At 64.5% G+C, this 13,555-nt stretch carries 13 protein-coding genes; all 13 read right to left on the reverse strand.

The genetic code is table 11. The annotated features are described in order from the left end of the window. Positions 1–30: 30 nt before the first annotated feature. Entirely contained in the window at positions 31–501 is a 471-nt protein-coding gene (locus tag ACSDHM_RS16350) for a hypothetical protein (protein WP_439426396.1), read from the reverse strand. A 2-nt stretch (positions 502–503) separates the two neighbouring features. After that, positions 504–1,793 (reverse strand): hypothetical protein, encoded by a 1,290-nt coding sequence (locus ACSDHM_RS16355; protein WP_439426397.1) that lies wholly within the window; start codon positions 1,791–1,793, stop codon positions 504–506. Positions 1,794–1,862: 69 nt separating this feature from the next. Further along, positions 1,863–6,581, reverse strand: a complete 4,719-nt coding sequence (locus ACSDHM_RS16360; RefSeq protein WP_439426398.1) for a host specificity factor TipJ family phage tail protein — start codon at positions 6,579–6,581, stop codon at positions 1,863–1,865. Next, positions 6,572–6,964, reverse strand: coding sequence for a peptidoglycan endopeptidase (locus tag ACSDHM_RS16365; RefSeq protein WP_439426399.1), 393 nt, complete (start codon positions 6,962–6,964; stop codon positions 6,572–6,574). The genes ACSDHM_RS16360 and ACSDHM_RS16365 overlap by 10 nt, the downstream gene beginning before the upstream one ends. Beyond that, positions 6,964–7,425 (reverse strand): DUF1833 family protein, encoded by a 462-nt coding sequence (locus ACSDHM_RS16370; RefSeq protein WP_064239302.1) that lies wholly within the window; start codon positions 7,423–7,425, stop codon positions 6,964–6,966. The genes ACSDHM_RS16365 and ACSDHM_RS16370 overlap by 1 nt, the downstream gene beginning before the upstream one ends. After that, a complete protein-coding gene (locus ACSDHM_RS16375) occupies positions 7,422–7,748 on the reverse strand; it encodes a hypothetical protein (RefSeq protein WP_134968102.1) in 327 nt (108 codons plus the stop codon). Before ACSDHM_RS16375 ends, ACSDHM_RS16370 begins: the two co-directional genes overlap by 4 nt. Before the next feature lie 29 nt (positions 7,749–7,777). Then, positions 7,778–10,549 carry a phage tail tape measure protein gene (locus tag ACSDHM_RS16380; RefSeq protein WP_439426400.1) on the reverse strand — a complete coding sequence of 924 codons (2,772 nt, stop codon included), beginning with the start codon at positions 10,547–10,549 and terminating at the stop codon, positions 7,778–7,780. A gap of 34 nt (positions 10,550–10,583) precedes the next feature. Next, positions 10,584–10,736 carry a hypothetical protein gene (locus ACSDHM_RS16385; RefSeq protein WP_262219382.1) on the reverse strand — a complete coding sequence of 51 codons (153 nt, stop codon included), beginning with the start codon at positions 10,734–10,736 and terminating at the stop codon, positions 10,584–10,586. Between the two features lie 41 nt (positions 10,737–10,777). Next, complete coding sequence (locus tag ACSDHM_RS16390; RefSeq protein ID WP_439426401.1) at positions 10,778–11,188, reverse strand: hypothetical protein; 411 nt, start codon at positions 11,186–11,188, stop codon at positions 10,778–10,780. Between the two features lie 3 nt (positions 11,189–11,191). Continuing rightward, a complete protein-coding gene (locus ACSDHM_RS16395) occupies positions 11,192–11,947 on the reverse strand; it encodes a hypothetical protein (protein ID WP_087786502.1) in 756 nt (251 codons plus the stop codon). Between the two features lie 36 nt (positions 11,948–11,983). Next, complete coding sequence (locus ACSDHM_RS16400; RefSeq protein ID WP_243412474.1) at positions 11,984–12,439, reverse strand: hypothetical protein; 456 nt, start codon at positions 12,437–12,439, stop codon at positions 11,984–11,986. Further along, positions 12,432–12,764, reverse strand: a complete 333-nt coding sequence (locus tag ACSDHM_RS16405; protein ID WP_439426402.1) for a head-tail joining protein — start codon at positions 12,762–12,764, stop codon at positions 12,432–12,434. Before ACSDHM_RS16405 ends, ACSDHM_RS16400 begins: the two co-directional genes overlap by 8 nt. After that, positions 12,761–13,519: a hypothetical protein gene (locus tag ACSDHM_RS16410; RefSeq protein WP_439426403.1), complete on the reverse strand. Its 759-nt coding sequence runs from the start codon at positions 13,517–13,519 to the stop codon at positions 12,761–12,763. The genes ACSDHM_RS16405 and ACSDHM_RS16410 overlap by 4 nt, the downstream gene beginning before the upstream one ends. Positions 13,520–13,555 lie beyond the last annotated feature (36 nt).

A 13,555-nucleotide genomic window follows, 5' to 3' on the forward strand; every position in this document is an offset into this window, starting at 1 on the left:
GCCGCAAGCGCCGTTGCCGCCGCGTGAGGATCAAGTCACGGGCTGCGGTGCCAGTCCATCCAGCGGCAACTCCGCCTTCTCCGGCCAGGCGAACGTCTCCGGCTGCGGCAACAGCGCGCGCACCTGCTCCCAGGTCTCGATGCCTTCCGGCGGCGCCAGCACCAGCTGCTCCAGCGCCTGGTTCACAGCATTGCGCCAGGCCACCATCGCCCGAGCCTCGGCGCGGTATCGGGCCACGCCGCTGTTGTAGTAGCTGGCGCACGACTCGATGCTGTCGTAGCCACGCTCTACCGCTTCGGCGCGCATCCACGCGAACGCCTGGTCGCGGATGTAGCGATAGTGTGCGGGCGTGTGCAGCTCGAAGCCCAGGCCGGGCGATGACGCCGGCAGCGGTGTGTTCCGTTCCAGCCATTCGGTCGGCCACAGGTAGTGCCCGCGCGGGATGAAAGCACCCGTTTCGACGCAGCGAATGACGTCCGGGTCATCGGTAAGCTGGTACATGATTAAATCTCCGCGTCTGCAGTCCAATTGAAACGCGTCAGGTATGACCCGTTTACAGTCAAACCCGAACCAAATACGCCATTCACGGCAAACCCCCTACTTGAAGCGCTGTCAAAGCTCCAAGAGGCGTTAGAGTTCCACACTGCGCCGTTCCACAAAGCCGCGCCATTACCCTGCGAGTTTGCGTCATTGCTGGTGTAGAGCAGCAACGCAGGGGTGGCGCGCATTTCGACCGGGAAATGGACTGTGCCTGTACGTACATCTGAGCCGCTCCACGCGGTCGCCCCTTGTGCTGTCGCTGCCGCAAGCGCAACGGCGGGGGTGGTGCCTACGGGGAATGACTTGCAATAGAAGCGCTGGCAGAGAGTCAATTCCAGTCCATCAGGTCGGTACTCGAAAGCGCTTGCTGAAGAACCTTCTTCGACCTGCACCTGCGTGAAATGCACATCACCAGCTTGCGCACCAAGCGATGCGTTGCGAGCGTTGAAGTTGCTTCCGCCTGTTGCCCAAAGAGTCAGAATCAGAGAACTGTTGGCACCCACAGTCTTACCGCTGATAGACGGAATCTGCACGGTATGAGTGACGGTATTGATTCCAGCTGCGAGGCTGTACTTCGCAGCACCGATCCCCGAAACCTGCGCACTTCCGCCAGCACCGAAGCTTTGACCAAATTCGATGGCAATCTGTCGGCCTGCCGCGCCACTGTTGAACACCTTCAAACTCACGGTTACCGTTCGACCCGCGAGCGTGGTCACATTCTCCATTCGTTGTTCAAGCACAACGTAATGGTTTGCAGCATCAGTCACAGCACCGTATGCGATTTTGGCAAGATAGATACATTCGGTATCGAATGCACCTGGCGTTACCGTGTTCCGTGACAAGCTCGGCGTTGCCACGCCGCCCGCGTTGAAGTACCAACGGTCGACGGAGTAGCCCGGCGCAGTGAAGTTGGTCCCGCGCTGCCACCAGCGCATCGAACCGTTGATGAGCCGGTTCTTTCCGATGAAGCGTGCACCGAGCGCAGTGTCGGCGTTCTGGCGTGCGGTCACTTCTGCAGTGATGGCCTGCGAGAGGGCGGCATCGGCATCGGCGCGCTGCTGCGTCTCCTGCTGCAAGCCCGTTTTCAGGTCGGCCACATCCTGGCCGATGTTCGATGACCCACCTTCCAGCGCGGAAAGACGCTGTTCGGCGTCCTCGAAGTTGTCGTTGCAGGTCGCAAACGCGGTGAATGCGTCGTCGCCTGGCCTGCCATCCGGCTGGATGGTCGTTTGGTTAATGAGTTTCTGCGGCATGTGTGTTCTCTGCTGTTGATCGCCCACGGCAAAGCGGGCCGGACATGCCGGCCCGCGCCTTGTGCGGTTTCAGTTCTCGACCGAGATGATCGACAGGCTCTGCGTGATGGACTGCTGCTGGAATGAGCCGGAGGTGTGCGTCACGGTCTGCTCGGTGAAGCTGGTGATCACTGCGCGGTAGGTCATAGTCTGCGCGCTGGTGCTGGTGTCGTTCACCGTGAACGATCCACCCCAGCCGGAAATCGCATTGTCCGGGCCATCCGTCTCATTGAGGATGTTCACCCCGCCGCTGGCGTTGAGGACTTGCCACAACGATTCAGCGCCCTCACCCACTCGCCGATAGATTTCCACGCGCGCCGTGTTCTGGCCCCCGCCAGCGACGAATCCGTCAGTGCCATAGGTCGTCTTCGTGCGCACATGTCGACGGGAGAAGCTGACAGTGACGCTCCGCACCCGACCGTTGGTGGCGAACGGGCCGTTGACCAGCTCCACGCCGACGGTCTGCGTGGTCGTCGTTTGGAACGCGTTGCGCAGGATGCCCGCCGACAGCTGGCCACCGAAGTAGGCACTGCCGTTGGCGTCCATCCACATCACAGCGTTGGCCTTCGACGCAGCACCCGCACCGACGTTCGGCCCGAAGTAGTCGACCAGGTTGTCGCCGGCGGCGCCGAAGTTGGTGCCGATGATGCGTTGGGCGGCCCCCTTCCAGACGCGCAGGAAGCCGTCGCGCCACTCCATGCCCTCGCTGGCCCCGGGCGAGATCACCTCGAACGTGTTGCTGGCGAAACGGGTGTTGATGACCTGGCCATTGTTGTCGATGACCATGCCACCGATCAGCGGTCCGCCGCCGCTGTTGGCGATGACGTTCAGGAACGCCCGGGCCAACACCTGGTTCAGGCCGTTCTCGTTCTGCACGACGCGGGCCTCCATGCCCTGGACCACTTCGGCGCTGGCCTTGCCGGACACCTCCGCCTTCACCGACGCAAGCTGGCCCGTGACGGCCTCGATGCCGTCCTCGGTGACGGCCACGCGGGCATCAATGCGCTCCACGTAGTCAGATGATGCCTTGCCCTCCAGCTCTGCGCCCACGTGCTCGATCTGTTCGGCTTGGCTGGCCTGCTCGGTTGCGATCAGCTTGATGGACTTCGTGGCACTGGCCTTGAAGTCGCCCAGCTCGACGTTGAGCGAATCGACGGTCTTGGCCACCGCCCGATCGCCCTGGACCATGACCGACTGCCAGGTGCGCACGCCGGCGTAGACGTTCCGGTCACCCGCGTTCCAATCGCGGTCGCCAGCGTGCTTGTACGTCATCTGCGCTTCCAGCGACGATGTGCGATCTCCGACTGCGCGCAGGCCCTCTTCGGTTTCCTCCACCCGGCCGCTGACCGCCTCGACCGCCTCGACCGACGCCACCTTGCCGTCACCGTCCGGCATACGCGCGACGATGGCATTGATGCGGCCAGCCTCGGCCGCCAGGTCTGAAGCGTTCTGGTAGGCCATGTCAATCGACGCGGCCAATGCCTCGCCCACGCCAGAGAAGTTCCCCACCAGTTGCCAATCGTCCGGGGCGGTGCCCGGCTCGGCGTCGGTGTTCTCTCGCAAGGCCCGGTACAACTTCCCGTCGTGCCGGGTGAAGTCGCCCACCGGGTAGGTCTTCCCAGCCTCCCATTCGTCGGCCTCGGTCAGATCCGCGACGATTGCCCCGATGGCATCGGCATGCGCGATCGCTGCTGCCATCGCGTCATTGGCCTTCTTCGTGGCATCGGCCGCGGCCTCGCTCGCGACACGAGCGTCCTCGTTGAATCGCTCGATCTTCTCCCGGTCAATGCGCTGCTGCGCGTCGATCAGTTCCTGAATGGTCTTGTCGATCACCTGCCCGAGGTTGGCGCCAAGCTTCTTGGTGATGACACGAGCCTCGGTGGACAACTCCCCCGACGTGTTCACACTCCGGCAGGCGAAAGTCCAGTCGCCCGACTCCGGCACAACGGCTTCAAAGGGTACTGCGTGGTAGCCGCTGCCCCCGATGGGGATCATCTGCTCCCATTCCGGTCGCAGCACCGCGCCCTGCATGTAGCGGATCTCGACGCCGGCAAAGTCCGGCGACTGGATGCTGTTGGCCAGGAATCCCCAGGTGTACATGCGCACGCCGCCGGACAGCTCGTCCACGTCGAAGAAGTCCACCAGGCGCGGCGGGACATCCGCACCGGCCGTGATGTAGGTCACCGACGCTGCAACGCCGGCCCGGCCGTCGGGGCTGAACGGTCGGACCACCACGGTGTATTGATCCGCATGGCTGATGCGCCAGGTGGCCGTGCGGGTGGTGGTCTGGGCCACCTCGGAGAGCACACCGTCGCTGCCGGCGGCCAGCACCACGATGTTGCCGACCGGGCCGCTGATCTCGAAGGTGACGGTCAGCTCGGTGAACACCGTATCGCCCTGCACCACCTGCTGCTCAGTGATGGCCAGGCCGCTGGCAATCGGGCGGCTGGTGATGGGGTTGGTATTGACCGGCGGGACGTATTCGCCGGTGAGCACGTAGTTCCAGAACTCGGGTGGTTCGGGTACCACGGACACCTTGGCGCCTTTCAGGTCGCTCTCGGGCTCGATGCCAACTACACGGACCCGGTACCCCGGCGTCTGCTTGAAGTCGTAGATCCAGATGGTGTCGTGAGCCGGGTTGTCCGGTGTGTCGCCGGGCAGCGGCGCATCGCCTGGCCAGGAACCGGTCAGGCGGATGGTGTCGCTGGTGCCGGTGAACGGCTGCACGCCGAACACGCGGTACACCCGCTCGCCGGGAATGCGCAGGCCGATCCAGGCGTTGCCGTTGGTCGGTGCCTGGACCGGCTCGTCCAGCCGCAGCGTGACAACGCCGTTGGCCGCGGTGGCCGAAACGATCCGGCCGCCGGCGCCCCACTGCGTCAGGTCGTGCTGCAGGGCCAGCAGGGACAGGCGACGATAGCTCAGGTGCTCGATGTCTGTGCTGTAGGTGATGTCCTTGTACTGGTAGAGGGACTGCGCCAGGTGGTAGCGCGCCATCCGCGCGGCGTGCGCCTCGTTGGTGATGCCCTCACCCTCCACAGTGGCGGGGTTGAGCATGGTGGTTACGCCGGGCGCGGCCACGCGCAGGGTCTTGGTCGTCCAGTCGGTGGCATCGTAGTAGCTGTACTCGATCCCGTCGGCGGCGTTGGCCAGGGTGTAGTCAACCTGGAATTGCCCCTTCTTGATAGTGGCCATGTTGACCACGCCGGACAGCGGCTGCTCCGACCCGGCCCACACCACCGACAGGCGACCGCCGGCCCAGGTGATCTGGCCGAACCCGGCCAGCGCGACGGCGTTGAGCACGTCATCGTGGTTGCGGACATCCTTGATGTAGTTCGAGTAGCCGTAGCCGTTGGCCTGGCAGAACAGCATGAAGGCCTTCAGCGCCTCGATATCGATCTGGACATCGTCCAGGCCGATGCCGGCGATCAGCTTGCCGTGCTCGTCCCTGAAGCCGCGGGCATAGGCCAGGATCAGTGCGCCCGGGTTGTTGGTTTCCTTCGTCGCCCACCCCGCCTCCGTCCAGACCGATGCCGGCTCGGCGTAGGCGACGCAGCGGATCTCGTCCGGCTGGCCGTTGAGCTGCCCGGTTGCCTTGATCCGGATGCCGATTCGGGCCAGGCCGGCGTAGTCGGCGGTGTCCTTCTGGACGCTGGTCAGGGTGGACCAGGTGAAGTCACTGGTGGCGCCGCTGCCGTCGGTGTTGTGACCGGCAATGCGGACCCGCACTTCGTACTGGCCCTCCGGTACATCCCGGGAGTAGCTGCGGCGCTGCTGCTTCTGCGACCGGCTGACGATCGAATAGGACCCGAAGAAGCTCCAGTTGGCGATGCCGACGGCGCGGTACTGGATCTCAATCGTCTCGCGGTTGTCCTTCGGCTTGCCCTTGCTGGTCGTGTCGAACAGCATGAAGTCCACGTCCACCTTCAGGCGGATCGTGTTCGGGCTGCTGGTGCGCTGCACCCACGGGCTGGGCTGGCCCTTCTCCGCCTCCAGCGCGCCGCCGTTGATCGTGTCGGCGTTGCTGTAGAGCGGGATGGCCTCGCTGGGCATCTCGGAAAAGCCGTTGTGCCACACCGTGACGCCCTCGAAAGACGACAGCAGCGCATCGCCGTTGTACAGGGCCTCCACGCGCCCGACGTTGATGCCCGCCGTCAGGGTCATGGCGAGGTACTGGTCGTCGGCCTCGTACCAGGTGTAGGGGTTGCTGGCCACGTCCGGTGCGATGCGCAATGGCCCGCCCAGCAGCAGCGGCAGGGGCTGGTACGGGCGCGGCTGATTCCGGGCCGCGCCGATGGTGTACACCGGGCTGGCATCGCTGGCGCTGGGCTTGGGCCGCTTCGGCCCCAGCACTTTCTGGATCAGCAGCGCCCCTGCGGCGTAGATCGCGCCCTGCGCCAGGCCGGCGACGGCTGCGCTGTAGCCGGCGGCCACGATGGCCGTACCGACACCCATGGTGAAGACGGTCAGGGCGATCAGCGCAACGATCATCAGCGCGGTCTTCTTGACCACGCCTCGAACCTCGATCACCGTTCCGTCCTTCGGGCGCACGCGGTCCATGACCTCATGCGGCACGACCACCCCATTGATGCGCACCTCCCACAGGTCGCTGGAGTAGTCAGGCACCACGCGTGCCAGGAAGCCGCCCAGCCGCTCCCCCTCCTGCAACTGCGCCGCCAAGGTACGCTGGCCCTCCAGCGTCACCGGGTGCGGTGTGATGATCAGCGGCGCGTCCTTGATCAGGCCCATCTGTAGTAACCCTCAATCCTCAAGCCGAACTCCGGCAGGTCACGAACGCGGTGCAGCACGCTGCAGCCGTTCTTTTCGTTGGAATGCAGCACCCACCCCTCATGGGCCAGGTGGAAGTAGACGCCGGCATGGCCGGCGCGCTTCTGCCCGTGCTCGACCATCAGCACCAGGTCACCGTCCGTTGGCACGGTCACCGCGGTCCCATACGGCCTCGACAGCTCGCCGATGGCGGCTTGGCCCACCACGCCTCTCGGGCGGCCGTTGGGGAGCTGAACGGCGCGCCCGAACAGCTGCCGTTGGACCAGCACCACGAAATCGGCGCAATCGCACGTGTGCTCGCAGTACGGCACGCCCACCAAGGCTTCTACGTCTGCCAGCCGCATCAGAAGATCCCCGGTAGCGTGAACGGGTTGGCGCGCAGGCGCACGGCCTGCTGCCGCATCAGGTAGTCGACACCGCACTGAGCGGTGGCGGTGGCGCCGGCCACCGACACGCTGGTGATCGGCAGGTAGTAATCCCGCTCGTACAGGTTGGGGTCCGCACGGTCCGACACCATCAGCCGCGCCATCATCAGCTCGTTCGGCCCCAGCGCCTCCAGGTCCTCGGAGATGCCGCGCCCGACGTTGTCCAGCACCAGCTGGGCACGCGGGGACTGACCGCGGGTGTCATCGGGCAATTTGAAGCCAAAGGGCACGCCCATGTAGGGAATGCCCTGGCTTACCCAGTCCTGGGTGTCGTTGACGATGCGCAGCGGACCCGGAAGCGACGGCGAGGTGATGGACAGGAACAGCAGCGTCCCACTGGTGTCGGTCATGCGCTGCTTACGTTCAGTGAAACTGCTCATCGCATGTACTCCACGACCACATCCATCCTGTAGTCCTCGGGCAGCTTCTCTTCGGGCACCAGGTCGCCGAGGGCACCGTTCTCGAAGCGCGCGGTGATCACTTCCCCCGTGTAGGGGTGCACAAGGGTGAACCACCCAATGCGCTTGATCTCGCCGAAGTACCAGGCATCGAAGGTGTTCACGTCCGCGATGCTGGCGAAGTAGAGCGTCATGGCCTGCTTGATCAGCACCTGGCTGTTCTCCAAGCGCTGCTTGGGCGCGCCGCGCTCCATTTCGGTCCTCAGAACTGAGGGGTCGAAGGTTCGTTTTTGCCCTTCGAACATGACACGTGCCACTGAAGGTAGTGCTGTCATCACACCGAGTCCTTTAAGCCGAATCGGCTCCCCATTGCTGCATACGTTGATCCCTGACCACTGGCGACCTGGCCACCGATGTAGCTGTCGACCTGGCCCAGCAGAACCTCAATGTCGAAACCGCCCTGACTGTTGCGAGATGCGCTGGCGGTGGTGCCCGCTGGCGCGTTCATCACGCGAACATTGATCGCGCCGGCGGCCATTCCGGAACCGACCGGAGTAGCCACAGCTCCGCCCGAGTCATAGCCCTTCAGCCCTTTGCGCATCGCCTCGACCACCTCAACGCCACCCGCGCGCGCCACATCCCTCTGCGACCAGACCACCTCGCCCTTATGGACCACCCCGGCCGGCTGATGAACACCACCGTCACCCGTGTACCCGCCGGTGAAGTAGCCGCCCCTCATGTTCTGGAACAGCTGGTTATTGATGCTGCTGGTGCCGGAGGTGACCGCCTGGTTACCCGCAGCGGTGACACCGCCACCCCAAGCACTGGCGAACATGTTCACGATTCCCATTGCCGCCTGCCGCGCGGCGATCCGCGCCAGATCGGCCAGTACCGACTTGGTGAGGTCGGAGAAGCTGAGCTTCCCGGTCGTGGTGAACTTGACCCACGCGTCTTCGAAGCCACCGATGGCGCTTCCGACCACGTCGCCCATCTGCCGAGCGGCATTGCCGGCCTCCTGCTGGTAGTTCGCCCAGGCAGCGGTGGCGCCTGCCAGCCAGCTTCCCTCTGCCTGCTGGAGCTCGTCGTACCCGTCTCGAATCATTTGCAGGCGGTCGAGCGTCTTCGACAGCAGCTGCGCTCTCTCAGACTCGAATGTTTCCTGATCGATTTGCCCCGCGTTCAACTGCAACTGCAGTTCTCGAAGCTTGTCCGCTTGGTCGGCGTAGGCGTCATTGATGCGCTGCTGAATCTCGTACTCACGATCACCCATCCCAACGCGCTGGGCCTGCGTTGAGAGCTGTCGCTGTAGTGCTTGATTGCTCGCGTCCAAGGCGTTTCCATACGCCGCGATAGCATTCAGGCGCGTTTTAACTGCGGCCGCTTCCTCAGTCGCCAGAACCTGCAGAGCGCCGGCCCCCTCGGTGCGGACCTTAGCGAGCCGTGCTTCCAGATCCCCGACCTGTCGGTTCACGCCGATGGCTTCTTTTCCCGACACCGCCTGTCGCTGGAGGAAGGCAATCTGCCGCTCCAACGATTTCGCCTGCGCGTCAGTCCCCTTCTGAACGAGCTCCCGCATTCGACCGTAATACTCGCCCGCCGTGATTTCTCGCGCCGAGTACTGAGCACGCAGCATCTGGGTAGCGGCATTGATCTGCGCCTGCTCTGCCAGCAGATCGTCTTTGTAGCCCTGCAGTCCTGCCGCCCTCGAAGCCGATCCGCCGGATGCCTTCGGCTTCTCTGCATACTTCTTCTCGATAGCGGCGACGGCTGCGGCGCGGCGTTCCTCGATGGCACGAACCTCGTCCACGAGCCCGGCCGCTTCAGCTTTACGCCGGACGACCTCGGCCTGACCGTTGATCTGGGCAATTTCCCTCTTCTTCTTCTGCTCCTTCGTGGCCTGGGCCTCGATGATCGCGTCCTGCTGCTGCACGTAGTCCGCGCTGGCGTCCTGCGCAGCCTTTACTTCTGCATCCTTTCGCTCTTTGATCAGGTCGACGGCCAACGCCTTGATCTTCTCCGACCGGTCCTTGATCGACTTCTCCATCGCAGCCAAGGCAATGGGATTCCGGGCCAACGGCAGGCCCCGCTGTGTGCCACTAGCCAGATTGTTCAGCTTCTCCAGTTCCCGCTGGTTTTCAGCCAAAAGTTGCTGCATTTGCGCTGCCGCCGGCCCGAGGCCCACGCTCGCCTGCATCGCCGACCACGCCTTCGTGGCCTCGACCCACAGGTCCTTGAATCCCCGGATCACCGGGTTCTGGCTGGCGCGGACCCGAGCGAGCGCCATGACGGTTTCATCCGCTGCTGCACGGGTGATCACAGTCACAGCGTCCTGATTCCGGCCCTGCTCCTGCAACGCCTTCACCTGCTCGTAGAGCGCCAGGGTCATGAAGTTGACCTGCTCGTTGAGCTTCTGCATTCCTTTGACCGGGTCTTCCGCCAGCTTCGCGTACAGGGCGATGGTTTCATCGAGCGCCTGCCCGCTGATTTCCTTCATCGCCACGGCCGCATTGGCCACGTCCTGAAGGTTCTGCGCGGCAATCTTCCCGTTCGATCCGACGGCCTGAGCTGCCTCGGCACCAACGCCGGCGGCAACCTGCAGCGCGTCGCTGGTCTTCTGAGCCATGGTGACGAGCGTCAGGGTCGTCGCGGCCGCCTCATTGCGCGACAGGACAAGTGCCTTCGTGTAGGCCTGGGCCTGCTGCTCGGCGTCATACCAGGCGTAGACCACCAATCCGACAGCCGCCGCGGCCACGGTATACGGATTCACCATCCCCAACAGCGCCGACGAGACCCCCTTCAATGCCGGCTCCACACCCCCGAAGCTGTCCTTGATCTGGCCACCCTGCTGCACCAGCACTGTGAAGAAGGGCATGCCGCCCTGCAGGCTGGTGAAGATGTCGGTGAACTGCGCCGGTAGCTGGCGCATCGCCTGCGCCGTCTGCCCTGCAGAGACCCCGAGCTCCGTGATGTTGTTCTTCGTCGGCAGCGGCTTGGCCGCCTCCGTGCGTACCTCGCGCAGCTGGCGAGTGAGCACGCCCAAGCCCTGCCGAATGTCGGCCAGGTCCGCGCTGATGCGGACGCGCAGATTTGCTGAAGGATCAGCCATCGTTCGATATTCCTTGTCGCTGCTGTGCCGGGGCCTAGCCGCGCAGGGCAGCCAGGTACATCTGCCAGTCGGCAGCCGGGGCGGCCATAGCCATACGCGTGGCCACGGCGAATTCCGCGATGCGGTCGCGCTCAACCTGCGCAGCTGCGGCGGTGAAGGCTCGCAGCTGCGCCAGGGTGTAGGTCATCACCTCAGCGCGGGAGTGTCCGTGGGCGATGAGGTACTGGATCAGGTCGGCGAGGCCGTACTCTCTTCCGCCGGACGCTTCGCCTGCAGCAGAAGCCGCCGCAGGCGGAGGGCAAAAAAATCCCTGTTGAGCCCGACAACCGCCTCCAGCAAGTCAGCGATCTCGTCCAGCGTTGCCCCCGCAACCCATTCTGCTTCGCGTCCGATTGCCACCCCCAAAGCCGCGGCGATCTCGTTGCTGTCCTGCTCGAGCAGGTCGAGCAGGATGGCACCGACGGCAGCACGATCGGCATCTTCGACCACGCCGGCCATCATCGCCACTCGGGCGATGATGGTGCGGCTGGCCGTAATGAACGGACCGATCTGTTCCAGGCGCAGGGGACCCACAACCACCTTCTCGCCACGTACAAGAACCGTGCGCGTCGGCGGGGCGATCACGTCATCGTCGGCCACGGCTTACTTCTCCTGCTGCCAGTAGAAGTAGGCCGACTTATCGTTGCCCGTGGCCTTCGACGAGTCCTTGAGCAGCGCGCCGGGCACGCTTCCCGCGCCGAACTCATTGCCGATCAGGCCCATGCTCTCGATGACGCCGCCGGCCACCTTGTGCGCTACCAGGCGGACCAACTTGCCGCCGCGTGCCTCGTTGGCACCGTAGAACTGCATCTCGTAGAACTTCTGCGAGGTGACCGCAGCTTCAACGTGGCCCAGGTCCGCGTTCTTGTAGGTGACCTTGATGTTCGGGGTGCCGACCGCGGACGGTGCTGCAATCGCAGATCCTACCGGGATGAACAGCATGCCGCGCTCGAAACGATAGTCCTTCCCGGCCTCGTAGGCGGTGGTTCCGGTTGCTGGCTTCACGGCGGTCACCTCCGTGGCCAGGCGCGACAGTGGCGCGAAGCTGCCCGGCACGGCCAGCACCGGCTCATCGGTGACGGTACCCGCGGCGATGCTGCTGGCCTTGCCGCGAGTTGCCCGGGCGAAGTTCTCCGGGTTGAAGTCGTGGAACGTGTAATTGAGGTTGTAGCCGGTCACGCGATCGACACGGTTGGCCGTGCCGCCGCCGGGGTTCTGGTAGTCGGCCAGCTCGATGGTATTGGTCTGCGGCGCCACGGTATAGGCTGAGATATTGCCGATCTCCAAGAACGGATCAGCGGTGTTCCACTCACGGATCAGGACGATTCCTGCGCCCAGGTAGCTGTAGTCTTCGGCCATGATGGCTCTCCAGTTGGGTTGCCGCTGTGCGGCGGGTTATTTCTTGGGGATGTGGGTCTGGTAGGTGATCAGCACGCCGACCCAGCCGGCGCTGGCCTTCTCCGGCATCAGCGGTTCCATCCCGACGTACACCGGCACCTGGATGCCGTCGGGGAAGTTGCGGGCTACGCACCGGCTATCCATGGCCGCCTCGATATCGGTCACCAGGTCGTCCAGCGCCTGCTGGTATCCCTCGGTGTCGGTGGGAACCTTGGCGATGACGCTGACGGTGGTAAGCCGGTGCGTGTTGACTTTCGAGGGGCTCTCCGCCCGCTGCTGCTTCTCGATCACGGCCGTCAGCACAGTCTGCGTGTCCTGATCACCGGGCTTCGGCTCCAGTGTCCAACCGGCACCGGCATCGGTCAGGTAGCCGTTGTCGGTGCTGATCAGCTGCAGCGTCTTGCCCATCGCCTGCAGCAGCTGCTTCCGCGGGCTGGGGGCACGATCAGACATTGGCCACCTCCCACACCGCTGTCGATTCGTCGGCGTGGATCTTCTGGACCAGTTTGAGCCGGCGGCCAGTGCCCTCAATCCGCACCACACCGCCCGCGCGAGGGCTGATTTCGGCCAACTGGAGCGTCACCCGATCAACGGTGGTCGCGATGGGCGCCACATCGTCGGGTGTGAACTGCTCCACGGCCTCGTCCAACAGCACTGTGCACGGCACCTCAACCGTGCCGCCCGGTTCTTTGTAGTGGGCAGCATCGGCGACGCCGGCTGCGCGGAAGGCATCGAACGCGACTGCGTCGAAGGCCTGCATGAAGGCTTTCTGGTTCAAGGCAGGGGCCTCGCGGTTTCCATGGCCTTTTCCAGCTCGCGCTTCAGGAAGAACGGCATCAGCCGCTTCCAGGTGTCCTCGGCCATGCCGAAGATGTCGTAGCGCGGCGTGTAGGTGGCGGTGTTGGTGAAGATGAAGATGGATCGGACACCCGATCCGCGTCCGATTCGCTCATAGATGCCCGGGCGCAGCACGCCGCGGCGCTTGGTGATCACGAAGTACTCGCCATCACGGTTGTTGCCTTTGCCCCGTCGCCGCTTCCGGCTGACACTGGTCTCGTTCTGGTACCGGTCCCGCTGGGCGCCCAGCTGCGACAGGATCTTGGTCATCTGGCCGGCCGGAACGTTGCCGTACTGGTTTGCCTGAGCGCCCCGACCCATCACCGCAAACTGCGTCGGCGACAGCAGGCCTCGGCTCTGCAGCAGCCGCTCGAAGCCCTTCCGGCGGCGCTGACCACCATCCACCTCGGCAAGCAGGTACTTCGCCGGCGGCGTGCCCTTGAAGGCCTCGTCCCGGACGTAGATTTCGGCGTACGGCTGGGCCTTGGTGGCCTTGCGGTACATCGCTGCGTTGACGGTCAGCGGCGTGGGCCGGTCAAACACCCGGGGCGCCTGGCGCTTCCAGCGCTCGCGGATCTCGTAGGCCACCTTGTTGGCAGCCTGCGATGCAGCGTAGGGCAGCTGGGACTGCTCCAGCGCGGTCAGCTGTCGCCCGAAGACGTTCTCGGGGTCGATCCCGATCCTGATCTGGGCCATACACCCTCCTGCCTGGCCCGCCGGAGCGGGCCAGGC

The sequence above is a fragment of the Stenotrophomonas sp. T8 genome (assembly GCF_051853085.1).
GTDB classification, from domain to species: Bacteria; Pseudomonadota; Gammaproteobacteria; order Xanthomonadales; family Xanthomonadaceae; genus Stenotrophomonas; species Stenotrophomonas sepilia.